A 25,071-nucleotide genomic window follows, 5' to 3' on the forward strand; every position below is an offset into this window, starting at 1 on the left:
GAACAATTAATCAGTTAAGGTGATTAAAGGTGACTTTCTACAAAATCCTACTTGGCATATTAACAACAAGTCGGCAGAATAAGGGCAATTGTCGTCAAATAAGTACTCGTTATGCAGGTTAGTTATATTCAAGTCGCTATTCCTGTTCCTATGCGTCAGTTATTTACTTATATCGTCCCACTAACCATCAGTGATGACGAAATTCAAATAGGCGCTCGTGTTATCGTGCCTTTTAGCCATAGAGAAGTTATTGGTATTATTATAAGTACCAGTGAAGTCTGTGACATTGACGACAAAAAACTTAAAGCCATTATTGGCTTAGTTAATGACAACTTCAGTTTTCCTCCTGCGCTGTTAAAGTTTTTACTGCGCTGTGCTGACTATTACCATCACCCGGTCGGAGACGTATTACAACTGGCTCTCCCAGTGTTACTGCGTCAAATTGAGCAACCTACTATTGATTTAGCGACCACTTGGCATTGTTTTGTGCTTGAGCAAGATAGTAAAGAAAAGTTGATATTAGAAAAAATAGTTAAACGAGCGCCCAAGCAAGCCGAACTATATAATGTAATTAAAACCCACCCAGGGCTAACTTGGGCAGAAATTAGAACATTAGGCTATACAAAACCGCAATTAAACACCCTTGAAAAGAAAAAATTAATTGAAGAAAAACAACAAAAAGCTGAAACCTTTGTTTATCACCAAGAGGCTTTAGCTGAAAACGAAAAGTTAACCTTAACCGTTGAACAAGCGGTTATTGTTTCGGCGGTAAAAGCATCTTTTGATCAGTTTTCTTGTCATTTAGTCGACGGTGTAACGGGTAGTGGTAAAACCGAAGTTTACTTACAAGCAATGGAAAAAACCCTCGCTGCCAATAAACAAGTACTAGTATTAGTGCCTGAAATTGGTTTAACACCACAAATGCTCAGTCGATTTGAGCAACGTTTTCATTTACCTATTTGCTTGCACCACTCAGGATTAAACGATAAAGAACGTTTACAAACTTGGCTGGCTGCACAACGAGGCACCGCCGCAATAATTATTGGCACGCGTTCAGCCGTTTTTACTCCGCTACATCATTTAGGTTTAATTATTGTTGATGAAGAGCACGATGGCTCTTTTAAGCAACAAGACAGTTTTCGTTATCACGCGCGTGACATTGCTATTTTACGCGCGGGGCAGTTAAATATTCCCATTGTACTCGGTAGTGCCACGCCTAGTTTAGAAACGCTACAAAATGCTTTGTCGGGTAAATATCAATATCATCAATTAACCAAAAGACCCGGTCAAAGTACTCAAGCCAAAATCAGTCTTATTAATATTGCCCAACAGCAAATGGAGCATGGCTTATCAGGTACGCTAAAAAAGGCGATTGAAACAACACTTAAGCGCGGTGAACAAGCCTTAATATTTTTAAATCGCCGCGGTTATGCGCCAGCGATTAATTGTCAAGAGTGTCACTGGGTAGCCGATTGTCAGCGTTGCAATAAACCTTATACTTTACACCAAGGGAAAAAATTATTAATTTGTCACCACTGTAGTAGTCAAAAGCGTATCCCGTACCAGTGTCCTAGTTGTGGCAGCGTCCGTATTAAACCCATGGGGCAAGGTACAGAACAATTAGAAGAACGTATCGGCGAACTTTTTGCCGACTATAGTACCGTAAGAATAGATCGCGACAGTACTCGTAAAAAAGGCGAGCTGGCAAAGTTATTACAAGAAGTCAGTGATAAGAAACACCAGTTACTGATTGGCACACAAATGTTAGCAAAAGGGCATCACTTCCCTGATGTAACACTGGTTGCTGTGCTAGACGTTGATGGTGCACTGTTTAGTTTTGACTTTCGTGCCGCCGAGCACATGGCGCAATTATTAGTACAAGTTGCCGGCCGTGCAGGTCGAGAAAGTAAGCCAGGCAAAGTTTTAGTACAAACCAATTTCCCAGAACATCCATTACTACAAGATTTAGTCAACAACGGTTACCCGCACTTTGCTAAATATGCATTAACTGAACGCAAACAAGCCTTGTTACCGCCGTTTAGTTATCAAGCACTTTTTCGCGCGGAAGCTAACTACCCTTCTTATCCTGAAAAATTTCTCAGTGCATTAACCGAGTTTACTTTTGATGGCTGCCAATTTGCCGGTCCGGTGCCAGCTGCGATGGAGAAAAAAGCAGGCAAATATCGCTACCATTTAATTGTCCAAGCTAAATCACGCAAGCAACTTCATCTTGCAATTTATCAGCTGATTAACGCTATTCCTCAGAATGAATGGCAGAAAAAAGTACGCTGGACCGTAGACGTTGATCCGCTTGATTTAAGCTGGTAATTTTAAGTAATAAGCCTTCTGTTACAATTTTCTTTTTAAACTAGTGTCATTTCCTTACCAGTTGGTTAGAATTACCCGACGTTTACCGGTATATTATTATTTCATGGCTCATCAAGATTACGTTTCCCGCGCACAAAACAAAAAGAAAAGTCCCTATAAAGGCAAAGTTGCTCCTAAACCAACCTTCACGTTAAAATTTAAGCTTTCACTCTTTTTAGTGATGTTATTGATCGGTGGCTTTATTTACGGATTATGGTCGATAAAAGACAATAAACCGCAAGTCTCTCCCGTGAAAATAGTCAAAAAAGCCCCACAAGCTGTCGAAGAAAAAGCATTACCTGCTCCCCCGAAAGAGATATGGGCATATGTTGACAACCTAAAAAGCAAAGAAGTTGAAGTGGGTAAATATGAAGTTAAGGACAAAGGCCCTTATAAAATGCAATGTGCGTCGTTTCGAACAATGAAACAAGCCGAAGTCTTAAAAGCGAACATTGCTTTCACCGGTTTAAGCGCACAAATAAGTGAATCAAAAGGTACAAACGGTATTTATTACAAAGTGTTTTTAGGTCCTTATGAACGTAAACGCGAAGCAGAAAAAGACAAGCATAAGCTAAAAAGCAATAATGTTAATGGCTGTCAAATCTGGCTTTGGAGATAATATCCAACGGATTAATGAGCAATAAATTAGTCCGATTGACATAATAGCTACATTTATCTAACTCCCTCCTTGAAAAAGTCATAATTAGCCTTATCTATTCTTCATAGATAAAAATAAATATTTGAGGTTAATTGTGACAACTATCGTATCCGTAAGACGTAATGGCAAAGTAGCAATTGGTGGTGATGGCCAAGTATCACTTGGAAATACCGTAATGAAAGGCAATGCTCGCAAAGTTCGTCGTTTATATAATGGTAAGGTACTTGCTGGTTTTGCTGGCGGCACCGCTGATGCTTTTACTTTATTTGAGCGTTTTGAAAGTAAGCTTGAACAACACCAGGGCCATTTAACTAAAGCCGCCGTTGAGCTTGCTAAAGATTGGCGAAGTGACCGTGCTTTAAGAAAATTAGAAGCTTTACTTGCCGTTGCTGACGAAACAGCCTCATTAATTATCACCGGCAATGGTGATGTTATCCAACCAGAAAATGACTTAATTGCTATCGGTAGTGGAGGTAACTTTGCACAGTCAGCAGCAACCGCACTCTTAGAGAACACCGAACTTTCTGCGATTGAAATTGTTGAAAAATCATTAAAAATTGCTGGCGATATTTGTGTATTCACCAATCATCAACATACGATTGACGAGCTATAAAGCTCGACTTTCGTCTCGCTTAGTAATCGCTATCAAATAAGTAAAATGCTTAAGGAATTATCATGTCGAATATGACACCACGTGAAATAGTCAGTGAATTAGACAGCCACATTATTGGTCAAAGTGACGCAAAACGTGCTGTAGCCATCGCCTTAAGAAATCGCTGGCGCAGAATGCAGTTAAACGAAGAGTTACGCACCGAAGTTACCCCTAAAAATATTCTGATGATAGGTCCAACCGGAGTTGGCAAAACAGAAATAGCAAGGCGTCTCGCCAAACTTGCCAACGCTCCTTTTATTAAAGTTGAAGCCACTAAATTTACCGAAGTCGGTTATGTTGGTAAAGAGGTTGAAACGATTATTCGTGACTTAGCGGATATGGCCATAAAAATGACCAAAGAGCAGGAAATGGCTCGGGTAAAGCATATCGCCGAAGAAGCCGCTGAAGAACGCATTTTAGATATATTATTGCCTCCACCTCGTGACGGTTTTGGCGCTGACGGAGCTACCGATAACAGTAGTACTCGTCAAGCTTTTCGCAAAAAATTTCGTGAAGGTCAACTTGACGATAAAGAAATAGAATTAGACTTAGCTGCTCCACAAATGGGAGTTGAAATTATGGCTCCTCCGGGCATGGAAGAGATGACTTCGCAGCTACAAAACATGTTTCAAGGCATGTCTAATGAAAAAACAAGTAAGCGTAAATTAAAAATTAAAGATGCTTTTAAAGCATTGCAAGAAGAAGAAGCCGCCAAGATTGTCAATAATGATGATATTAAAGAAAAAGCTATTTATGCTGTTGAACAAAATGGCATCGTTTTTATCGATGAAATTGACAAAATTTGTAAACGTGGTGATAGCTCAGGTCCCGATGTTTCTCGCGAAGGGGTACAACGAGACTTATTACCGCTTATTGAAGGTTCAACGGTAAGCACTAAGCATGGCATGATTAAAACCGATCATATCTTATTTATTGCTTCAGGCGCCTTTCAAATGGCTAAACCCTCTGACTTGATCCCTGAGTTGCAAGGTCGATTGCCGATCCGTGTTGAACTACAGCCTTTAACGACTCATGACTTTGTTAGAATTTTAACTGAGCCAAACGCGTCATTAACGGAACAATACATCGCGCTATTAGCAACAGAAGGTGTGCATGTTTCCTTTAGTGAAGATGGTATTCAGGCAATCGCTAATGCCGCATGGCAAGTTAATGAAAGTACAGAAAATATTGGCGCAAGACGTTTACATACTATGATGGAACGTTTAATCGAAGATTTGTCATTTAATGCTGACAAACGTGCTGGTGAAGTCATTGTTATTGATAAGAAATACGTAGAAGACACTATTTCTGAATTAGTTAAAAATGAAGATTTAAGTCGTTTTATTCTCTAGATGAAAAAAAGTAGGAAGCTAACTTCCTACTTTTTTTTCCATTATAAGCGCAGGAATTAATGAATATTATTCAGTTTACGCTTGATCGCAAGCAAAAAAAATTAACCCTTAATGTTGATAGTAATCATCAGCTTAATTTTTCCTTTGAATACCTAAGAGTATTTTCTCCCGTTGAAACGAAAACTAAAAATGGCGTTAAAATACCGGAAGTATTCCATAAAAAAGAGGTGCAATTAACTGATATTGAGCCACTAGGTAAGTATGGCCACCGTTTAGTATTTGACGATAAACACAGCGCTATTTTCACTGACCAGACATTCAAAAATCTCTTTGACAGTTACGACGTTAATTGGCAAAACTATTGTAGAAGTTTAACCACGAGTCAAAATAGAGAAGCGTCAATCAGCTTTGTGGAAGTGAAATAAAGAACTTATACTCGCTGACAATGAAAATCGAGGTGAGTTAGCACAGTAATGACTACATCGAAGTAAAATTTTCCTCTTGAAAATATCCGGTTCAATATCTTCAAGAGAAAAGCCATGGTCTTAAACTTTAAATTGACTCACTTCGTTATTCAACACAGCCGCTTGCTGAGATAATTCTTCACTCATTTGGGCATTTTGATGAGATATTAGCCCTGCTTGTTCAGCGACGTCTCTTATCTCAACCACATGTTGATTAACTTCAGAAGCAACCGTACTTTGCTCTTGAATGGCTGATGCGATAGCCGTATTCATTTCCATAATTGTTGAAACATCATGGGTTATTTCTTCTAACATTTTACCCGCTGAGCTTGCTTGGTCTGCACTGTCTTGTCCTTGGGTGCGGCAAATAGCCATATGAGAAACTATTTCTTTGGTTCGTCCTTGCAATGAACTAATGATTGTTTCTATTTCTTGTGTCGAGTCTTGAGTACGACTGGCTAACGTTCTAACTTCATCAGCAACTACAGCAAAGCCACGCCCTTGTTCTCCAGCTCTTGCCGCTTCGATAGCCGCATTTAACGCCAATAAATTTGTTTGCTCTGCTATGCCTCGAATAACATCTAATACTGAACCAATAGTATCGCTATCTTTAGCAAGTTCATGCACTATATTTTCTGACTCCCTTAGCTTTTCAGAAAGCTCATCAATTTTCGCAATAGTTTGCTCAACACCTTCTTTACCACTAATGGCATTATTGTTGGTTGCTTCAGCTTTACTCGCTGCTGCATTGGTATTGTTAGCGATTTCATCAACTGTCGCGACCATTTGAGTGACGGCTGTGGCGACCATATCCGTTTGCTGAATTTGCGAATCAACCCCCGCATGAGCAAGATGAATATTTTTTGATAAGCTATCCGTTGCTTCGTGCACGGTATCAACGGAAAGGTTAACGGCCGTGATTAAGTTTCTGAACTTACTAAGCATATTATTAAAAATAGTAGCCATTTCACCCAGTTCATCATCACTGTGAGTAGATACGGTCAACGATAAGTCCTGCGTATCAGCCACTTTTTTCATCGTTTCGTTAAGTTCGTTTATGCTTAATAGAATACTTCTACTGACAAAAAAGGCAAAACTGATGGCAATAATTAATATGATACAAAAGACACTGTAGGCAACTAAGTCGACAAATTTGGTGTGCTCTACAACCTCACTTTTACTCAGTAACACCAGTTTATCTAAAATTTCATCAACTTGATGAACAGCCTTGCGCATCTCACCTTTTAGGCCTTCTTTAGCGGTGAAGCCAAGACGTTTTTGTCCAGCAACAAAATCTTTAAAAGCTAGTTCATACAAAGATATATTCTCAATAGCTTGCGATTTAGCATCACTTGATAAGTCGCTTGCTTGAATGTCTTCAACAAAAGAACTGGCATTATTATTCCAGCGGTCGACATATTTCACATCGAGGCGCAACATAAAGTCTTTCTCGTTACGTCTGAGTTGCAGCATATTACTCAACAATTTATAATCATGATTACCGATCGATTCTTCAACAACATGAACAGCCTTTCTTAATGAACCGTATAAGCCTTCGGTTGAAGATAGGCCAAGATTTTTCTGTGCGTCAACTAAATCTTTAAAGAGTTGTTGATAATCATTTAACACTGCTCGTAGCTTATTTAATTGAGGAAGATCTCTATCTATCGCTTGATAAGCTTGCTCAAGCGCATATATATCTTGTATAAGCACAGTATACTTTTGACTAAAGCTATCGAAATACTTGATATCTTTTCTGGCTAAAAAATCTTTTTCATTACGACGGAGTTGTAAAATATCAGCTTCAATATTGCCAATTTCTCGAGCAATTTTAATATCACTTTCCAAAGACGATATAGTAAAATTAAGTAAGCCCAACATAAAGACCATTGATAAAACCAAAATACCGGTGTTAGCAATAAGCTTGTGCTTGATTAGCATAAAGGAGATCCTAAGAATATTAATAGATGAGTAGTTGCTAGTATAGATAGAAAACTAAAATTAGTAACAAATTTATATCGCTTATTTTATATGAAATTATAAAAGATTAATTAGCGGGTAAAGTATTTTTTTAATGCCGCTTCAGGTATAGGTTTACTGATGTAATATCCTTGAACAGCGTCACAGCCAATATTACGTAACACCCTTAATTGCTCTTCAGTTTCAACGCCCTCTGCTAACACACGTTTACCTAAACCATGAGAAAGTTCAACCATAGATTTTACAATCGTTAAATCTGAATCATTACTCGCCACTTCTTCAATAAAACTTCGATCAATTTTAATTTTGTCGATAGGCAGTTTACGCAAATAAGCCAGTGAGGAATAACCCGTACCAAAATCATCAATTGAAACTTTAATGCCCATATTTTGCAAAATAACGATGGTATCCATTGCCGTTGCTATTTCTGTCATCACAACATTTTCAGTGATTTCTAAATCTAAACATCTTGGCGTAATTTGATACTTAAAAAGTAAGGCTTGGATATTTTCAATCAATTGCGGATCTTGAAATTCGACAGCGGTAATATTAATCGCAATAGTCACTCGACGATGATATTCTTTTTGCAAACGTGCAACGGTTTGGCATGCTAGATCAAGCACATAGCTGTCAAGGTCACTAAGCAGGTTAAGCGATTCAATATCAGGTAAAAAGCTTGCCGGTTGTAGTAAGCCCCGTGCGGGATGTTGCCAGCGAACAAGCGCTTCAAAGCCTTCTATACGATTATTTAATAAGTTAAGTTGCGGCTGAAAATAGAGTACAAATTCGTTATTTTCAAAGCCATCACGAATTTCTTTTTCCATGGCCAGCAACCTTCGACCATGCGATTGCATTCCAGTTTTATATTTAACCGTCGCCACATTTTGACTTTCAGCTTGTGCTAAGGCTAAATTGGCTTTTTGCAATAAATCTTCAGCTAATCTCCCGTCCTCGGGATATAAGCAATAGCCAACAGAACATTGTAATAACACTTTATGTTGTTTGATATGATACGGACGACTAATTAAACCGTGTAAATGTTCTATTGCAGCCGCTTGCTGCTTTTCATCAACACCATCAATAATAAAGACAAAAGAATCGCCACTTAAGCGTCCTACCACCTGCGGTAAAAATATACTTTCATCGAGTCGACGAGCTATTTCGCCTAAAATAGCATCCCCTACCTTAAGGCCGTATGTATCATTAACAAATTTAAAACCTTTAATGTCTAATAAAAAAACGGCTAAATTTTGTTGGTTACTGGCGGTTTGTTCGATGATTAGAGGTAGTTTCTCCATCACTTGTTGTCGATTTAACGCGCCCGTTAACGAATCGTGCTTACCTAAATATTGAGCCTTATTCATCGCAGAGGTGGCAATGCTTCGCTCTGCCCCTTGCATCCAAATAAGCATAGTAAAAGCTAATAAAGTAAAAGCCCCCATATCGAAATAAATCAGTACTTCCGCTAATGGTCTAAACCAATACTCATTGATAAGTACGATAGAAAGAAAGGAAAACAAGATGTATCTTAAACCCATAAAAAGGCTGTAAATGATAAAAATATGTACTGAGAAATATTTTTTGGGTAAATTATAGAGGTAAAATGCCGTTAATAATAAACCACAGCCCATCACAAATGCAGGTAAACTTTCTCGCAGGTAAAAGCGGTTATAAACTTCGTTAACTTCAAATCCATAGAGTAAGGTTGCCGTGAGTGCGAGTAAAGTACTGAATATAAAAGTGCTATTGGTGATTTTTTTTGAAATAATGTTTTTTGAAACTGCACTGTAAATTCCGAGTAACAGTGCGCTGAGATGAAAATAAAGACTGAGCTGAGTAAGGCCGGTAAGGATAACTTTCTCTAAGGCGACAACACTTAGATCGGTAAGTTGGCTTTCAATGGCAAGGCAGATTTGATGTGCGCTTAAAGAAAAAAGGCTCACCATCCAGTAGGTCACATACTGTCGCCCTATCCCCCGATAATATATTAAAAGCAATGCCGCAATTAATCCAAAGATTATTGCTTCAACAGAAAACAATAGACCGTGGTAAAAATTTTTTTCACCTATCATGTTATATTCTCTATTAAGTTATGGGCAACCATTAAATATTCTTTTGTCTAGCAATACAAGACAGTCATAATTATTTGCTGATTATTTGTTAATTATACGGTTATTTACCACTGAATATATTTCACACAGCGGTTGTAGCTAAAATACATCGAGCTATACTAATAGACAATCGATTAATTTATTTTTCACTCGGTGATTACTGTTGCTATGAGCAAAAGTTTAGTAGTATGGGTATAAGCTTTCAATCATAAAATTAAGGAAAAGATCATGGAATACAACACCTCAGAGCTTTGTAATATTTATGCCGACTTAATTGATGTTGTTGATCCTATTTTTTGTAATTATGGTGGGCGCAGCTCTTTTGGCGGTCAAGTTATCACCATTAAATGCTTTGAAAATAATGGTCTAATAGCACAAGTTGTGGCGACAAATGGACGAGGAAAAGTCCTTGTAATTGATGGTGGTGGCTCGACACGTAGAGCACTTATTGATTTTAACATCGCTGAACAGGCTGCTAAAAATGCTTGGGAAGGAATTATTTGTTATGGTAGCGTCCGCGACGTAGATGCAATAGAAGAACTCGATTTAGGTATTCAAGGTTTAGTCGCTATTCCTGTCGGTGCTAGCGACCAAGATATTGGCGAAAGTGATTTAGCGATAAACTTTGCTGGGGTAACATTTTTACCTGAAGATCACATTTATGCTGACAATACCGGGATTATTTTATCACCTGAGCCATTAGATATTGAATAAATAATCTAGACTTTGCATTCACTAACTTGCGCCCGATGACTTAAATTGGGCTCATTTAGCTGGCTCACTATGTGGATATTGTACTTGCCAACGTTGCGTCCAAATTTCAATTTCATCAAAAACAACGCCGCGACTTAAGTATCGACCCTGCGCATATTCTCCCCCCATTGACATAAATGCTTGTTCAATATGACTATTATTAATTGAGGTGCCAATAAGGGGTAATTTCATTGCCCGGGTTAAATTAATCAGAGCATTAACAATAGCTTTGTCTGAGCTGCCACTCTCAATATTATTATCACTATCGCCCAACAAACCACAATTAATTTTTACTTGGTGGATACTCAGTTTTCGTAGGTATCGAAGTGATTCATAGCTACCGGAAAAGTCCCCTATCGCGACCTTTATATTTAAAGATTTAAGCTGATCTATAATCGCTTTTGCTCTTTGGCTAGCAGTTAAAATTAACGCTTCTTTAAACTCAACAATTAAAGACTTTGTTTCAATACCATATTCTTTTGCTTGTAAAACAATGTAGTCGATTAATGCTGGTTCAAGTAATTCTTTACTGGCAAAGGTAATGGTTACCGGCTTTTCAAAACCTACTTTTTGTAATTGAGTGATCGCCCTACATGCTTCAACGATCATCTGTTTTGTTAACAAATAAATGTCACCACTATGCTCGGCAATATCGACAAATTGATGTAATCCACGCGGTGTTTGAGAATCACTATACCAATGCACTTCCAGCTGAAAGCCTAATACTTTTTTATTCGCTAAGCCTATTTGTGGTTGTAAATACCAATGTAATTTTTCATCGGCAATGTCTTGTTTTAATTGTTCCATACGCTGCAATTGTTGTTCGGTATAGAGTGCACTATTGTGATCAAAGTAACTGACAACTTGTTGGGTTTGTTCTGAAACGAGTAAGGCATCTTCAGCAAATGAAATAACCTCACTCACACTGTGACTATATTCCCCCATATAAGCCGCACCAAAAGCCAATTCAAAATTCAGAGAAAAACTTTTAAAGCTCATTGCACTGGGCACAGCCGCCGTAAGCTCACGACAAAGTTGATTAACTTTAGTATGGTCCGGATAGTTGTCAGTACTTAGATCTAGTACCACTAAAAAATGTAACCCTTGTAGCCGAGCTATTTTTATCGGTGATTGTTCATCTGAAAAGTTAACCAATAAAATATTTTCAGCAACTTTTTTCTGTAAACAATACGCTAATTGTAATAATAAAATATCAGAGTTATGGTGACCTAAAACAGTATTAACTGCTTGAAAGTTCACGGGCTTAAAAACAATACTCACAAAGCGACTTTTTGGTTGCTGCTTTATAATATTATTGAGACTTTCTAAGGCTTGTTGATAACAAGGTAAATTTGTTGCTGGGTCTAATAAATGTGAATATGGTATTTTTTGACTGGTGCCATCAAGTCGATTAAGCTCGGTGCGAACAGCCTGCACCAAATACCAACAACCATTGACTAAAGCGGCTAAATAAGAAATAACGATTGCCGACACTAACCATGTGACACTAATAAAAGCATTTAACCATGCAAAAAGAATCACCACGAAACAAAGATGTATTAACCACTGTACCGCTAACCTTATGCTACTAGGATCTTTGATCTTTTTTGATGAAAGGACAGCAACGCAGGCACATGCAAGTACCATTAAACTTGCCGCCAGCCAGGCTAAATAACCATCAATATTGGGTAAAAGCCATAAACTAAAAACAAAAGATAGCGCTGTGGCGACGACAATAAAATTGAGTAAATAATTTACTTTTTCAGCAGGTGCTGAATAAGTACTTCGTAACCAAAAATATAATACCGAAGAAAACACCATGGCTGATGAAAGTATCAGTTCACTTTGATAGCTTTTTACCTCAGCCAAAGCATAAAGCATCAATAAAACACTGAGTGAGATCAAAAGTGGATAACGAAGACGAATATTTTTTAAAGGCTTAACTAAGGCGATGATTAATATAACAGGAAACATTAACCCCAACACAAAGGCAATATTAAATTCAGTGAAAGAAAAAGCGGCGGCTTGTGCCGTGCTCGAAAATAAAAACAAGCTTAACACTACCATCAAAAAACCAGTAAACGAGAAACGCGTCGAGCGAAAATATTTCATATAAAGCCTTTTACCTAATTGCAACAAACCCATACGATCGATGAGTTTAACTAGGACATGAGATCAATGATTGCAATGCCCAAAGGGGTTCATAACTAAACACCATTGGACGAACCTGCATATTGAAGTATAACGGGTATATGTTAAGACTAAGCAATATAGTGAATTTTGTATAGGGTGTTTTTAACTAGGCTTACAGCAGAAACAATTATCATCGGCCCATTTAATGAAATTAAATGACTTTATTACCCGCCACAAATAATTCACTCAGTGGATTTACGCCAAATTGATAACAAAGTTCTGCTGGTTGCTCTATATTCCACAGCGCAATATCAGCATCAAAACCAAGCGCAAGTTGACCTTTATTCTTAGCTAAGCCAAGTGCTTTAGCACCAAAACAAGTAACCCCAGCTAATGCTTCTGCCGGCGTTAATCGAAAAAATGTGCATGCCATATTAAGCATCAGTTGAATATTATGAATGGGTGATGAGCCCGGATTTGCATCGGTCGCAATCGCCATTGGTACTTGATACTTACGTAATAATACCATTGGCGGTAATTGGGTTTCACGAAGAAAATAAAATGCACCAGGTAGCAGTACTGCAGTCATATCGGCATATTTCATGGCTTTAATACCGGCTTCATCTAAAAATTCGATATGATCAGATGAAAGCGCATTATATTTTGCTGCTAATGCTGTGCCGCCTAAGTTCGACAACTGTTCAGCGTGTACTTTTATCGGTAGATGATGTTTTTGAGCGGCAGCAAAGACCCGTTCCGTCTGTGCTAAACTAAAGCCAATACTTTCGCAAAAAACATCAACAGCATCTGCCAAGTTTCTTCTGGCAATGATAGGTATCATTTCATTACAGACTAGGTCGACATATTCATCGGGTTTATCTTTGTATTCGAGCGGTAAAGCATGAGCACCCAGGAAAGTGCGCTTTATAGTAACCGGAAGCTTTTCAGCTAATTGCCCTGCGACTTTAAGCATTTTAATTTCGTTTTCTGTATCAAGGCCATAACCCGATTTAATTTCAATACTGGTTACACCTTGTTGATGTAGTGCTATTAACCTAGGTAAGGCACTGGCTAATAATTGACTCTCACTGGCCTTACGTGTTGCAGATACTGTTGAGACTATGCCTCCGCCGGCATTAGCAATTTCTTGATAACTTTTACCTTGTAGACGCATTTCAAATTCATTGGCACGGTTACCGCCATAAACTAAATGAGTATGGCAATCGACTAAACCAGGCGTCAACCATTTTCCATTGCCATCAATAACGTGCACTGATTTTTCATCATAATTGGGTAAATTAACTTCCTCACCTAACCATGCAATTTTACCTTCACTTATTGCTATGGCTCCATTTTCAATGGCACCATAGCTATTAGCGCCATCGGTCATAGTCGCTAGATTTACATTAATGAAGAGGGTTTGCCAAGCAGAGGAATTAATCGTCATAAAAGATCCAAAAGGTGATTTTAACGCTAAGCTTATAACCGGCGTTTATATCAAAAGATGGCGGTATCATAAGCGTAATGTCTGATTACTGATAATGCCACTTTACGCGATAGAGAATAGACAAGCAAGCTTGTATATACAACTATTGACATCAGTGATAATAAATGACATTGTATATACAAGTTATAAGATAGAGACTAATGATAGTCTTATGAACAAGAACCTAGCGAATTAACATGACTAAAGTAAAAACAGCAAAATTTACCATAATAAAGCAGCATATTTGCCAAAAAATTGAATCAGGTGAATGGCAGCAACATGCAAAAGTCCCTTCTGAAAATGAACTTGCTGAACAATTTTCAGTAAGTCGTATGACAGCCAGACGTGCTTTGCAAGAGCTTACCGAGCAAGGACTACTTATTCGTTCACAAGGCTCAGGTACTTTTGTTGCGACTTTTAAGTCACAGTCTTCGTTATTAGAGATTCGTAATATCGCTGATGAAATTCAAGAGCGAGGTCATCGACATCACGCTAAGCAGCTTACCTTGAAAGCGGTTGCTGTTAATGAAGAAATTGCTATTTTACTTAACTTAAAAACTAATTCAATTAATAGCGTGTCAGTATTTTACTCTGAAGTGCTGCATTTTGAAAATGACCAAGCGATTCAACTCGAGCAACGTTTTGTCAATAGCGCCTTAGTAAAGAATTATTTAGAGCAAGACTTCACTCAAATAACACCTCACGAATACTTATCAAGTGAAGCACCATTAACAGAAGCAACACACGAAATTGAAGCGGTATTAGCAGCAGCCAATATTTGCCAATTACTCAATATAGATAAATCAATGCCTTGCTTGCAAGTAAAACGTCGTACTTGGTCAAGTAAGGGGGTGGTCAGTTTAGCGATATTAACCTCTCCCGGTAATAAGTATCGTTTAGGCAGTCACTTAAAGTTCTAAAGAAATAATCATCCTTTTTACAAACCATAGTTAGGAAAATATCATGACTATCGAAAATACCTCAATAGACCCAAGATTAGATACAAGCCGAGTGATCAGAGCAGATCGCGGAAACAAAATCACCGCAAAAAGTTGGTTAACCGAAGCGGCTAAACGCATGTTAATGAATAATCTTGACCCTGAAGTTGCTGAACACCCACAATCTTTAGTAGTCTACGGCGGTATTGGCCGTGCCGCACGCAACTGGGCTTGTTATGACAAAATTATTGAAGTATTAAATCGCTTAGAAGATGACGAAACCTTAATGGTGCAATCAGGCAAGCCGGTCGGTGTATTTAAAACCCATTCGAATGCGCCACGTGTTTTAATTGCTAACTCAAACCTAGTACCAAACTGGGGTAATTGGGAACACTTCAACGAGCTCGATAAAAAAGGTTTGATGATGTACGGTCAAATGACTGCGGGCTCTTGGATTTATATTGGCTCGCAAGGCATTGTGCAAGGTACTTACGAAACCTTTGTCGCTATGGCCAAGCAACATTTTGGCGGCAGCGCTAAAGGTAAGTGGGTACTTACTGGCGGATTAGGCGGCATGGGTGGTGCACAACCTCTGGCAGCAACTATGGCTGGTTTTTCAGCCTTAGTGGTTGAGTGCGATGAGACGCGTATCGACTTTCGTATCAAAACTCGCTATGTAGACAAAAAAGCAAAAACCTTAGATGAAGCTTTAGCCATGATCAACGACGCATGCGCGAAAGGTGAAGCAATATCTGTTGGCTTATTGGGTAACGCCGCTGACGTTTTTCCAGAACTAGTCAAACGTGGTATCATACCAGATGTAACCACAGATCAAACGTCAGCACATGATCCGTTAAATGGCTACCTTCCACAAGATTGGACCATGGAATACGCAGCGGAAATGCGCTTAAAAGACGAAGCTTTTGTGGTAAAAGCAGCGAAAAAATCGATGGCGGTGCAAGTACAAGCCATGCTTGACTTACAAGCGGCAGGTTCTGCAACAACAGATTATGGTAACAATATTCGTCAGATGGCGTTAGATGAAGGTGTTAAAAACGCTTTTGACTTCCCCGGTTTTGTGCCTGCCTATGTTCGCCCCTTATTTTGTGAGGGCATCGGCCCATTCCGTTGGGTTGCATTATCTGGCGATCCAGAAGACATCTATAAAACAGATGCAAAAGTTAAAGAATTAATTCCCGATAATCCTCATTTACACAATTGGTTAGATATGGCGCGCGAGCGCATCGACTTTCAAGGTTTACCAGCACGTATTTGCTGGGTCGGCTTAAAAGACCGTGCACGCTTAGCATTAGCCTTTAACGAAATGGTGAAAAGTGGAGAACTTTCTGCCCCCGTTGTTATCGGTCGTGACCATTTAGATTCAGGCTCAGTTGCTTCACCGAACCGTGAAACTGAGAGTATGTTAGATGGCTCAGATGCTGTTTCAGATTGGCCATTACTTAATGCCCTACTTTCAACATCCGGTGGTGCTACTTGGGTAAGCATACATCACGGCGGTGGTGTTGGTATGGGCTTTAGCCAACATTCAGGTGTGGTTATTGTGGCTGATGGAACTGACGAAGCAGCACAGCGTATTGGCCGTGTTTTATGGAACGACCCTGCGACCGGTGTTATGCGTCATGCCGATGCGGGTTACGATGTAGCTGTCGATTGTGCAATAGAGCAAGGCCTTGATTTACCTATGATTGAAGGCGCTAACGGTAAGTAACTTTTTCTTCGTGGCTGATTTAATAACCTAGACAGCCACATAAAAGAAAACTCATTCAATGAATTGATTAAGAATTAACGAGAAAAACATGTCAGATATAAGCACATTAAATATTATTCCAGGGCAATTAACCCTAGCGCAATTACGTAACGTTGTTAAATACGAAGGCATTCAATATAGCCTTGACGAAAGTGCTTTTGATGCGATTCATCAAAGTGCAGAAGCGGTGCAACAGGTTATCCGTGAGAACCGTGTTGTTTATGGTATTAACACCGGTTTTGGTTTATTAGCAAGTACACGGATAAAAACCGAAGAGTTAGAGTTATTACAGCGCTCTATCGTACTTTCTCACTCAGCGGGTTTTGGCGAGTACATGGAAGATGCCACAGTACGCTTAATGATGGTCTTAAAAATCAATTCATTGTCACGTGGCTTTTCAGGCATACGTTTAAAGGTCATTCAAGCATTAATCACTTTACTTAATGCCGAAGTCTATCCTTGTGTTCCTAAAAAAGGGTCGGTTGGCGCATCCGGCGATTTAGCGCCACTTTCACATATGGTTTTACCTTTACTCGGTGAAGGCGAAATGTCACATGACGGTGAAGTCATTACCGCGCTCGAAGGTTTGAAAATTGCAGGTCTTGAACCAGTAACGTTAGCCGCTAAAGAAGGTTTAGCGCTACTTAACGGAACACAAGCATCAACGGCTTTTTCATTGGAAGGTTTATTTCACGCAGAAGATTTATTTGCTGCTGCTGTGGTTATTGGTTCAATGTCGGTTGAAGCGGCATTAGGTTCACGTGCACCCTTTGACGATCGTGTTCATCAAGTACGTGGCCAAATAGGTCAAATCGATGCAGCTACCGCTTATCGCTATGTTTTAGATACTAACTCTGAAATTGGTGGCTCTCATGTTGACTGTGAAAAAGTACAAGACCCTTATTCATTGCGTTGTCAGCCACAAGTGATGGGCGCGTGTTTAACACAAATTCGTCAAGCCGCTGAAGTACTGCATATTGAAGCAAACGGGGTTACTGATAATCCACTGGTTTTTGCAAATGAAGGTGATTTTATCTCAGCAGGTAACTTCCACGCTGAACCTGTTGCTATGGCCGCTGATAACTTAGCACTCGCCATTGCCGAGATTGGTTCATTGTCTGAGCGTAGAATGGCACTATTGATTGATGCAAACTTAAGTAAACTACCCCCATTTCTTGTTGATAACGGCGGTGTTAATTCGGGTTTTATGATTGCTCAAGTGACCTCAGCAGCTTTAGCTTCAGAAAATAAATCTTTAGCTCACCCTGCTTCTGTCGATAGTTTACCAACATCGGCTAACCAAGAAGATCACGTATCTATGGCTTGTTTTGCTGGTCGTCGTTTAGCTGATATGGCCGAAAATACCAATGGTGTCTTAGCGGTAGAATATTTAGCCGCCGCGCAAGGCTTAGACTTTAGAGCACCACTTAAAGGTGCTGAAAAAGTTGAATTAGCAAAAGCTATTTTACGCCAAGTAGTAAGCTTTTATGATAAAGATAGATACTTTGCACCCGATATTGCACAAGCCTCAGATATTATTGCTGATGGTGAGTTAAACCAATTAATACCTGCAGGCATACTACCAAGCTTCTAGTATTTGACAAAAACAGTCAAAATAAGTAAAGCCCGTTAATGAAAGTTCACGGGCTTTTTATGTTCAGGATGAACGGTATGCCGTGATCATATGGATGTGAAAAAACGGCGATGTTCAGGATGAACGGTATGCCGTGATCATATGGATGTGAAAAAACGGCGATGTTCAGGATGAACGGTATGCCGTGATCACATGGATGTGAAAAAACGGCGATGTTCACCACTTCATCCCTGCTAAAGATAGAACGTAGCATCACCACTACTAGCCATCCATGCCTTCATGACATTAATACTTTCCTGTATGTCGATGCCTGTGACGATGATATCAGTGAATGCCAGGAACGACTAACGCGCGGGTAATTACCTAAATAAGACAACCTCAACCATAAAATATAACCCAACAACACTTGACATAATATGTCGCGCTTGCTAACTTTATTTTTACAGAAGTGATCATAAAATTTACCTCTTGATAATAGGATAACAACAGTATCTATATTTTTTTAACCTGTTAATCTATTGATCTATTAATGACAAGGAGTTAGCTGTGGAGTACATACTTTTCTTTGAAACGTGGATTGTTTTAGCGATATTATTTGCTTGTGCAGAAATTTTTGTTCCCGGTGGCATACTCTTAAATTTAGGTATTGCCTCATTATTAGTCGCTATTGGTGTACAACAGCAATTACTCGACACTTGGACTCTTACTTTAACAACTTGGTTTATTCTTGCTTCATTTCTACTGTTTGTGCTTTATTTTGTCACTGAGCGTTTTTTTAGTGGTGAATATACCATTGATAATATTTATGAAGAACTCGATATCTATGGTAAAGAAGTAACGGTTATAGAAAAAATTGGTCCTGGCACTCATGCTGGTCGCGTAGAGTTTCAAGGCACTACTTGGACAGCACTGAGCGATGGTTCAGAGTTACAAAAAGGTAGCCACGCCACTATTGTTTGTAAAGAAAATATATCTTTGGTTGTTGAACCAATAAAGTAACAACAGCAAAATTATCATTCTAACTAAAAAATATGGGAGCAACCTATGCTAGCCACACTCACCTTTGTCTTTCTTGGATTACTGTTTATTGTTGTCAAACTGGTCCTTATTGTGCCGATGAAAGAAGTTTGTATTATCGAACGTTTAGGTAAATTCCGGGCAATAATGCAACCTGGATTACATTTTCTTATTCCTTTTATTGACCGCGTCGCTTACCGTCATGAAACAAGAGAACAAGTGTTAGACATCCCATCGCAAAGCTGTATATCTCGCGATAATATTCAAATTGAAGTCGACGGCTTAGTTTATATTCAAGTTATGGACGGTGCCAAAGCCAGCTATGGTATAGAAGATTACCGCCGCGCTTGTGTCAATTTAGCGCAAACTACTATGCGTAGTGAAATTGGTAAGTTAAAACTTGGACAAACGTTTTCAGAACGAGACACCCTTAACGAGACGATTGTCCGTGAAATAGACAAAGCATCAGATCCTTGGGGCATCAAAATGTTGCGTTACGAAGTTAGGAATATCACCCCTTCTGCTAATGTCATTCATACCCTTGAAAAACAAATGGAAGCCGAGCGAAAAAAACGTGCTGAAATTACTTTAGCGGAAGCTGACAAAGAATCGACAATAAACTTATCAGAAGGTGAGCGTCAAGAAGCAATTAATATTTCAGAGGGTGATAAACAACGACAAATTAATGAAGCACATGGTTTTGCAAAAGAAATTGAAATACTAACCCAAGCCACCGCAGAGGGCATGAACATGATAGCAAAAGCGTCGATGACTCCGGGTGGCGATAAAGCGATAAAAATGCGCTTACTTGAGCAATTCATCAAACAAACGGGGTCAATTTTAAAAACCGCAGATGTCTCAATTATGCCCGCTGAAATGGCGAAGTTAGAAGGCTTCTTCGAAGGCATGGACAAAGTGACACAAACCGTTCAAGGAGCAAAATAATGATCCAGCAAACTATAAATAATATTGGTGGTGACAGTAACCTTGATATCGTGATACTGGCTATTTGGGGCGCTATATTTCTCTTTTTAGCCTACAAATTCGTGCAAGCTATTTGCTTGGTACCAACAAAGTCTGCCTATGTCGTTGAACGTTTAGGCAAGTACCGTTGTACCTTAGAAGCAGGTTTTCATATTTTATTGCCATTTATTGACCGTGTTGCTTTTATTCAGGACTTAAAAGAAGAAACAATCGACGTACCACCACAAGAATGTTTTTCAAAAGATGAAGTCAATGTTGAAGTTGATGGTGTTATTTACATCGAAGTCATTGACTCCTTAAAAGCAAGCTACGGTATCACTGATTATCGCTTTGCCGCGATGCAGTTAGCACAAACCACTACACGTTCTGTTATTGGCACCTTAGACTTAGACCGAACCTTTGAAGAACGTGATGTTATCAGCGCCAAAGTCGTAGAAGTATTAGATAAAGCAGGTGAAAGTTGGGGAATACGTGTCCATCGCTATGAAATAAAAAATATAACGCCCCCTGATACCGTTAAAAATGCCATGGAATTAGAGGTTAATGCTGAACGTGAACGTCGGGCAATTTTAGCAAAAAGCTTAGGAGACAAAGCGAGTCGAATTAACCGCTCAGAAGGATTAATGACTGAAATGATAAATATTTCAGAAGGTGAAAAACAACGTCGTATAAATTCTGCAGAAGGTAAAGCTGCGCAAATAATAGCTATTGCGCAGGCAACTGGTGATTCAATCACTAAAATAGCGATTGCCATTGAACAACCGGGCGGACAACAAGCACTTGATTTACAATTAACAGAGCAGTATCTTCAGCAAATGCAAGGTCTTAGCCAAGCAAATAGGAAAGTCATTTTACCCGCGAACTTACTTGATTTTAAGCAATGGTTAGCTATATCAGGTATTAAATAACAGCTACGTTTGAAAAACGTTATAACAAAGAAAAAATAAAGCACGTAGTTAACCCGCTTTTAGCTACGTGGCTTCGATGAAAAACAGCGCTATGGTGTTAACTTACAAACAACATAAAGCCAATTAACACCAGTATAACCACTGAACCCACCACAAAAACATTATGACTAACTGTGAGTTTTTTTTCTGCTAAAGCTATTCGTATTTTAGTTATCGCAAGATAAATAAGGGTCGCAATTAAAGCGGTAATAAAATGAGTGAGTAAGGTGTTAAGTTCACTATTTTGTTGCCACAAAAAAACAACGCCGCGTTTATTAACAAAAAATAAGTTTAACAACGAAATATGTAGCCATAAAACAAAAAACAACTGGGTTGCTTTGTTGGTTAACCAAGCTTTAAACATTTTATAACCCTGCAACCGATTTATATAACCAAGTAATTAAATCATCATGAGTAAATTGATAGGTAAAACTATTACGCAGTTTGGCATCACTAATACGTTTACCAAAACGCATTGATGTTGCTAACGAAAACTCTGGCAACGGTAAATTTAAAGCACCAGCCGCCGCATTATAATAATGTTGTTTAGAGGTTTCCGTAGCGCTTACCGCGTTATAAATACCCCTGATTTTTTCATCTTTAATGATCTCCATTAACACACCAACCGCATCATCTTGATGGATTAGATTGATAAAGGCTTGAGGGTCAGAAAGTAATTTTCTTCCTTGTAAAAATCGACCTGGGTGGCGTTCAGGCCCAACTAATCCGGCCAAGCGCAATATAACTGTTTCGCCTGAAAAAGCCTGTGCTGCTTTTTCGGCGCGAGTAAGAGTAGCCACTTTATCAGCGTTAATATCTAGCACTGATTGTTCATCAACTAAACCTGACAAACCGTTATAGACAGCGGTACTGCTTAACAAGACGATCTTTTTTACACGGCCTAGTTCAGCCATTTCAATTAGCTGGGCAACTTTTTCAGGGTAATCGCTTCGCCCTTGACGGATCTGTGGTGTTATAGAAATAATCAGCATATCGTGACAAAAAGCAGTTAATACCGTTGATTTAGGATCTTCAACAGGTAAAATCAAAAGCTCTGTATCTATTTGCTCTTCAGCTAATCTTTGTTTTTTCTCTTCACTTTGTACTGTTACGGTGACGCGATATTGTTCTCTCAATAATTGCTTTGCTAAAGCGTGGCCAAGCCAACCACAACCTATAATTGCAACACTTTTTGCCATCGTATTCCCTTAATTTATTAACGATTCTTTTGATGATATTCTTTGATTTTACTGACAACGTCCGCTGAAATACTATTGGGAACAGGTATAGAAAGATTATACTGTAATATTTTCCAACCATCAGGCGTCAACTTAAGCACACCAGCCCCCCGACATTCGCCATAGTTGCTGTTGTCGAGTAACTCGTCAAAGAATGCCAATTGTTCACTATTATTTGCTGATGCAATAAGTGTGATATTTCTTTGACGAGGTGTATAGCGCCAACCTTGCCCTTGACTAAAGTAAGGAATTACAAAGTCAGTAAATTGTTTTTTTGTCCAGCGCTCTTGACCATCAGTGCCTAAAAATACCGCTTGCTCGTCAAGTAAATCAAGATAGACTTTTTGGTCAGCATCGCCAGCAGCTTGATGAAAAGTATCTAGCACTTTATCTATGTCGCTGTTTGCAAATAAATTGACGTTAAAAAAACAAAGGCCTATGAGGCAAATTATTATTTTTATCATGGTATAAAATCCTAAGTTTGGCTCATTTTGGTAGAACAAAATATAATCCAGTAAAAGTTGCGGCTACTTTTTCACCGCTCATCACTTGAACTTCAACAGATAGTTTTATTTTTTTATCGGTCAATAAGTCATCGATACAACCCGAACTTAACGAAAATCCTGTTTTAGCAAAAGCTATCCCTGCTATCGGGTTATGGTATCTAATCTTGGCATCAGCTAACACTATATTACCCGTAAGCTTTTTTTGTTCCATTAACAAATAAACCCAGCCCCATCCTGTTAACGTCGAGAGTGTATAAATACTGCCAGCAAACATAGTATTGTGTAAATTTTTATTAAAAAGCTCATCACAAGTCGTGACTAAGTTTTGTTGATCGTAATAACTAACAGTTACCTTCATCGCTTTGCTCATTGGTATAGTGCTATGCCAAGTGTTTTGCAGTGCTGTTGAGAGTTTATCATGAGGTAAAACAGCTCTTACAAGCGTTTTTTCCATCTTGAAATGCTTAATTTCATTAAATAATAAGTGCGAAAAACCCATATTTTTATAGGATAATTTTTGATAAAAGCTAATCGCTTGTTCTCGCGCTTTTAAAGAAAGCTTATTCACACCTAGGCTGCTCGCAAACTGCTCAAGGGCAAGTACTAATTGTTGCCCTAACCCTTTGCCCTGAAAATCATCAGCAACCGCCATATAACGGATCTGCCCTTCGAACATGCTACAAAAGTGAAGGCGAGCCACAGCAATAATATTACCTTTATTATCAAAAATAGCGCGATGAACCGCTTGCGTTTCCAAGTCATCTCTTTCACTACCTTGCTCTTGTTGTAGTGGTTTACGCAATATTGTCCACCGTAAGTGGTAGTATTGGTCAAATTCTTGCTGGCTTATGGGTGCTCGACACTCAAACATTCGCTATGCTTACCTATAATAATTAAAAAGATTCGTTCGTATACGCTATTATGAAATTAGTTAAAAATATCCAACAGGGTCAATTAAGTTACTACACGCAAAATGATGACTCTATTTCAGTCAGTGAAAATCAGCATTATCGATGGCTAGCTTTCGATAATGTCGTGCAAAGTATGATGTTAAAGCGCACCCCTTCACAGCTCACATTTCCTCATCAAATCAGCTTATTATCACCTTTACTTTTTTTTCGCCCTAAAAAGGTAGTTGAATTTGGCTTAGGTGGCGGTAATTTAGCACGATTTTTATTACATTATTTACCTGATTTAACCCTAGACACCGTTGAGTACTCACAAGAAGTTATTGAATGTTTCGAACAATTTTTTAATCCCCAAGCAACAAAGGTTAATTTACATCATTGTTCGGCGCTAGATTGGCTTCATCACCATAAAAAAATGAAACCTGATTGGTTTATTTGTGATATTTATCATAAGAATCAATCTATTAATGATTCTTTAATTCTAACCAAAAATATATTGAAAAAAGTGGGTGAGCAAGCCGTTTTATCACTTAACTTGCCAAGCCCATCAAACGAAGAAATTAACTATTTTCTCGCCGAACTAAAAGTACTCGCTCCAACTAAACAGTTGGTGTACTTTCATATACCTCATTACTTAAATGTTATTATTCATTTACTGCCCTGCGATATGCTAGTTCAACCTGAAGAGAGCTTAATCGCTAACACCGCGCTACCAGCCAGAATATTTAAGCGCTGGCGTAAATATTGGCGACATGGCATGCACTAGTTGACTCGGTTTAACAAGTGAGTGTAAAAGTAACCGGGCCATCATTCACTAGTGCCACTTTCATATCAGCACCAAATTCGCCGGTAGGCACGGCAAAACCATGCCCACGCAATTGTAAACAGAAATAATTATACAAGGGGATGCTGATTTCTGACTTGGCTGCGGAAGTAAAGCTGGGACGCATTCCAGAACGCGTATCAGCGGCTAAGGTAAATTGTGAAACAACTAAAATTTCTCCGTCAATATCGCTAACATTTAAGTTCATTTTTCCTGCATCGTCTTCAAAGATACGATAACCGGCAATCCGCTGCGCTAATCGTTTCGCTTTAGTTTCGTTATCATCGGGCTCAATGGCGAGTAAAACTAAAATCCCTCGATCAATTTTCCCTATCACATGATGATTAACCGTAACGCTTGCTTGTGAAACTCTTTGAATAACTGCGATCATT

At 38.8% G+C, this 25,071-nt stretch carries 22 protein-coding genes; 13 read left to right on the forward strand and 9 right to left on the reverse strand.

Features of this window, described 5'->3' with window-relative positions; all coding sequences use genetic code 11:
• Nucleotides 1-111 precede the first annotated feature (111 nt).
• The 5 genes from priA to ESZ26_RS05930 all read left to right on the forward strand — a co-directional run bounded on the left by priA (nucleotide 112) and on the right by ESZ26_RS05930 (nucleotide 5,454).
• Entirely contained in the window at nucleotides 112-2,328 is a 2,217-nt protein-coding gene (gene priA / locus ESZ26_RS05910) for a primosomal protein N' (RefSeq protein ID WP_146798824.1), read from the forward strand.
• Between the two features lie 103 nt (nucleotides 2,329-2,431).
• Nucleotides 2,432-2,986, forward strand: a complete 555-nt coding sequence (locus ESZ26_RS05915; RefSeq protein ID WP_146798825.1) for an SPOR domain-containing protein — start codon at nucleotides 2,432-2,434, stop codon at nucleotides 2,984-2,986.
• Between the two features lie 133 nt (nucleotides 2,987-3,119).
• The gene (gene hslV / locus ESZ26_RS05920; protein WP_070375002.1) at nucleotides 3,120-3,638 is read left to right on the forward strand and encodes an ATP-dependent protease subunit HslV; all 519 of its coding nucleotides are present in this window, start codon (nucleotides 3,120-3,122) and stop codon (nucleotides 3,636-3,638) included.
• Between the two features lie 62 nt (nucleotides 3,639-3,700).
• On the forward strand, nucleotides 3,701-5,029 hold the full coding sequence (gene hslU / locus ESZ26_RS05925) for an ATP-dependent protease ATPase subunit HslU (RefSeq protein ID WP_146798826.1): 1,329 nt from the start codon (nucleotides 3,701-3,703) through the stop codon (nucleotides 5,027-5,029).
• Nucleotides 5,030-5,088: 59 nt separating this feature from the next.
• Nucleotides 5,089-5,454, forward strand: a complete 366-nt coding sequence (locus tag ESZ26_RS05930; protein ID WP_146798827.1) for a gamma-butyrobetaine hydroxylase-like domain-containing protein — start codon at nucleotides 5,089-5,091, stop codon at nucleotides 5,452-5,454.
• A gap of 120 nt (nucleotides 5,455-5,574) precedes the next feature.
• Here the strand turns inward: ESZ26_RS05930 and ESZ26_RS05935 are convergent, their stop codons facing one another.
• A complete protein-coding gene (locus ESZ26_RS05935) occupies nucleotides 5,575-7,434 on the reverse strand; it encodes a methyl-accepting chemotaxis protein (protein WP_146798828.1) in 1,860 nt (619 codons plus the stop codon).
• 110 nt (nucleotides 7,435-7,544) lie between these two features.
• A complete protein-coding gene (locus ESZ26_RS05940) occupies nucleotides 7,545-9,545 on the reverse strand; it encodes a putative bifunctional diguanylate cyclase/phosphodiesterase (RefSeq protein WP_146798829.1) in 2,001 nt (666 codons plus the stop codon).
• A gap of 267 nt (nucleotides 9,546-9,812) precedes the next feature.
• Between ESZ26_RS05940 and rraA the strand changes: the two genes are divergently transcribed.
• Nucleotides 9,813-10,298: a ribonuclease E activity regulator RraA gene (gene rraA / locus ESZ26_RS05945; RefSeq protein WP_146798830.1), complete on the forward strand. Its 486-nt coding sequence runs from the start codon at nucleotides 9,813-9,815 to the stop codon at nucleotides 10,296-10,298.
• Nucleotides 10,299-10,349: 51 nt separating this feature from the next.
• Here the strand turns inward: rraA and ESZ26_RS05950 are convergent, their stop codons facing one another.
• Nucleotides 10,350-12,449, reverse strand: a complete 2,100-nt coding sequence (locus ESZ26_RS05950; protein ID WP_170246318.1) for an EAL domain-containing protein — start codon at nucleotides 12,447-12,449, stop codon at nucleotides 10,350-10,352.
• Nucleotides 12,450-12,681: 232 nt separating this feature from the next.
• The gene (gene hutI, locus ESZ26_RS05955) at nucleotides 12,682-13,917 is read right to left on the reverse strand and encodes an imidazolonepropionase (protein ID WP_146798832.1); all 1,236 of its coding nucleotides are present in this window, start codon (nucleotides 13,915-13,917) and stop codon (nucleotides 12,682-12,684) included.
• Between the two features lie 236 nt (nucleotides 13,918-14,153).
• Here hutI and hutC point away from each other — a divergent pair, with 236 nt between their 5' ends.
• From hutC to ESZ26_RS05985, 6 genes are all read left to right on the forward strand, one after another.
• Nucleotides 14,154-14,876, forward strand: coding sequence for a histidine utilization transcriptional repressor HutC (gene hutC / locus ESZ26_RS05960; protein WP_146798833.1), 723 nt, complete (start codon nucleotides 14,154-14,156; stop codon nucleotides 14,874-14,876).
• A gap of 64 nt (nucleotides 14,877-14,940) precedes the next feature.
• On the forward strand, nucleotides 14,941-16,623 hold the full coding sequence (hutU, locus tag ESZ26_RS05965) for a urocanate hydratase (RefSeq protein WP_211361205.1): 1,683 nt from the start codon (nucleotides 14,941-14,943) through the stop codon (nucleotides 16,621-16,623).
• Between the two features lie 88 nt (nucleotides 16,624-16,711).
• Nucleotides 16,712-18,256 carry a histidine ammonia-lyase gene (hutH, locus tag ESZ26_RS05970; RefSeq protein WP_190278385.1) on the forward strand — a complete coding sequence of 515 codons (1,545 nt, stop codon included), beginning with the start codon at nucleotides 16,712-16,714 and terminating at the stop codon, nucleotides 18,254-18,256.
• Between the two features lie 546 nt (nucleotides 18,257-18,802).
• Nucleotides 18,803-19,255 (forward strand): NfeD family protein, encoded by a 453-nt coding sequence (locus ESZ26_RS05975; protein ID WP_170246319.1) that lies wholly within the window; start codon nucleotides 18,803-18,805, stop codon nucleotides 19,253-19,255.
• Between the two features lie 45 nt (nucleotides 19,256-19,300).
• On the forward strand, nucleotides 19,301-20,218 hold the full coding sequence (locus tag ESZ26_RS05980) for an SPFH domain-containing protein (RefSeq protein WP_070375014.1): 918 nt from the start codon (nucleotides 19,301-19,303) through the stop codon (nucleotides 20,216-20,218).
• The gene (locus ESZ26_RS05985; RefSeq protein WP_146798836.1) at nucleotides 20,218-21,165 is read left to right on the forward strand and encodes an SPFH domain-containing protein; all 948 of its coding nucleotides are present in this window, start codon (nucleotides 20,218-20,220) and stop codon (nucleotides 21,163-21,165) included. Before ESZ26_RS05980 ends, ESZ26_RS05985 begins: the two co-directional genes overlap by 1 nt.
• A gap of 97 nt (nucleotides 21,166-21,262) precedes the next feature.
• Here the strand turns inward: ESZ26_RS05985 and ESZ26_RS05990 are convergent, their stop codons facing one another.
• From ESZ26_RS05990 to ESZ26_RS06005, 4 genes are read right to left on the reverse strand one after another with little or no spacing between them, the layout of a single operon-like run.
• A complete protein-coding gene (locus ESZ26_RS05990; protein ID WP_146798837.1) occupies nucleotides 21,263-21,568 on the reverse strand; it encodes a hypothetical protein in 306 nt (101 codons plus the stop codon).
• 1 nt (nucleotide 21,569) lies between these two features.
• Entirely contained in the window at nucleotides 21,570-22,403 is an 834-nt protein-coding gene (locus tag ESZ26_RS05995) for an NAD(P)H-binding protein (protein ID WP_146798838.1), read from the reverse strand.
• 17 nt (nucleotides 22,404-22,420) lie between these two features.
• Nucleotides 22,421-22,906 (reverse strand): nuclear transport factor 2 family protein, encoded by a 486-nt coding sequence (locus ESZ26_RS06000; protein WP_146798839.1) that lies wholly within the window; start codon nucleotides 22,904-22,906, stop codon nucleotides 22,421-22,423.
• A gap of 22 nt (nucleotides 22,907-22,928) precedes the next feature.
• Nucleotides 22,929-23,819 (reverse strand): bifunctional GNAT family N-acetyltransferase/hotdog fold thioesterase, encoded by an 891-nt coding sequence (locus tag ESZ26_RS06005; protein ID WP_146798840.1) that lies wholly within the window; start codon nucleotides 23,817-23,819, stop codon nucleotides 22,929-22,931.
• A gap of 50 nt (nucleotides 23,820-23,869) precedes the next feature.
• On the opposite strand from ESZ26_RS06005, the gene ESZ26_RS06010 reads away from it, so the two are divergent.
• A complete protein-coding gene (locus tag ESZ26_RS06010) occupies nucleotides 23,870-24,622 on the forward strand; it encodes a spermidine synthase (RefSeq protein WP_146798841.1) in 753 nt (250 codons plus the stop codon).
• A gap of 10 nt (nucleotides 24,623-24,632) precedes the next feature.
• On the opposite strand, the gene dtd is transcribed toward ESZ26_RS06010, so the two are convergent.
• Entirely contained in the window at nucleotides 24,633-25,070 is a 438-nt protein-coding gene (gene dtd, locus ESZ26_RS06015) for a D-aminoacyl-tRNA deacylase (protein WP_146798842.1), read from the reverse strand.
• Nucleotide 25,071 lies beyond the last annotated feature (1 nt).

The organism is Colwellia hornerae, assembly GCF_007954355.1.
Lineage (GTDB): Bacteria > Pseudomonadota > Gammaproteobacteria > Enterobacterales > Alteromonadaceae > Colwellia_A > Colwellia_A hornerae.

Bases quoted from the DNA above. Each gene is read 5' to 3' on its own strand.
- priA (WP_146798824.1), top strand. From the start codon at position 112: ATGCAGGTTAGTTATATTCAAGTCGCTATTCCTGTTCCTATGCGTCAG.
- ESZ26_RS05990 (WP_146798837.1), bottom strand. From the start codon at position 21,568: ATGTTTAAAGCTTGGTTAACCAACAAAGCAACCCAGTTGTTTTTTGTT.
- ESZ26_RS05935 (WP_146798828.1), bottom strand. From the start codon at position 7,434: ATGCTAATCAAGCACAAGCTTATTGCTAACACCGGTATTTTGGTTTTA.
- rraA (WP_146798830.1), top strand. From the start codon at position 9,813: ATGGAATACAACACCTCAGAGCTTTGTAATATTTATGCCGACTTAATT.
- dtd (WP_146798842.1), bottom strand. From the start codon at position 25,070: ATGATCGCAGTTATTCAAAGAGTTTCACAAGCAAGCGTTACGGTTAAT.
- hutI (WP_146798832.1), bottom strand. From the start codon at position 13,917: ATGACGATTAATTCCTCTGCTTGGCAAACCCTCTTCATTAATGTAAAT.
- hutH (WP_190278385.1), top strand. From the start codon at position 16,712: ATGTCAGATATAAGCACATTAAATATTATTCCAGGGCAATTAACCCTA.
- hutC (WP_146798833.1), top strand. From the start codon at position 14,154: ATGACTAAAGTAAAAACAGCAAAATTTACCATAATAAAGCAGCATATT.
- ESZ26_RS05930 (WP_146798827.1), top strand. From the start codon at position 5,089: ATGAATATTATTCAGTTTACGCTTGATCGCAAGCAAAAAAAATTAACC.
- ESZ26_RS05950 (WP_170246318.1), bottom strand. From the start codon at position 12,449: ATGAAATATTTTCGCTCGACGCGTTTCTCGTTTACTGGTTTTTTGATG.
- ESZ26_RS06005 (WP_146798840.1), bottom strand. From the start codon at position 23,819: ATGTTTGAGTGTCGAGCACCCATAAGCCAGCAAGAATTTGACCAATAC.
- ESZ26_RS06000 (WP_146798839.1), bottom strand. From the start codon at position 22,906: ATGATAAAAATAATAATTTGCCTCATAGGCCTTTGTTTTTTTAACGTC.
- ESZ26_RS05985 (WP_146798836.1), top strand. From the start codon at position 20,218: ATGATCCAGCAAACTATAAATAATATTGGTGGTGACAGTAACCTTGAT.
- ESZ26_RS06010 (WP_146798841.1), top strand. From the start codon at position 23,870: ATGAAATTAGTTAAAAATATCCAACAGGGTCAATTAAGTTACTACACG.
- ESZ26_RS05940 (WP_146798829.1), bottom strand. From the start codon at position 9,545: ATGATAGGTGAAAAAAATTTTTACCACGGTCTATTGTTTTCTGTTGAA.
- ESZ26_RS05995 (WP_146798838.1), bottom strand. From the start codon at position 22,403: ATGGCAAAAAGTGTTGCAATTATAGGTTGTGGTTGGCTTGGCCACGCT.
- ESZ26_RS05980 (WP_070375014.1), top strand. From the start codon at position 19,301: ATGCTAGCCACACTCACCTTTGTCTTTCTTGGATTACTGTTTATTGTT.
- hslU (WP_146798826.1), top strand. From the start codon at position 3,701: ATGTCGAATATGACACCACGTGAAATAGTCAGTGAATTAGACAGCCAC.
- ESZ26_RS05915 (WP_146798825.1), top strand. From the start codon at position 2,432: ATGGCTCATCAAGATTACGTTTCCCGCGCACAAAACAAAAAGAAAAGT.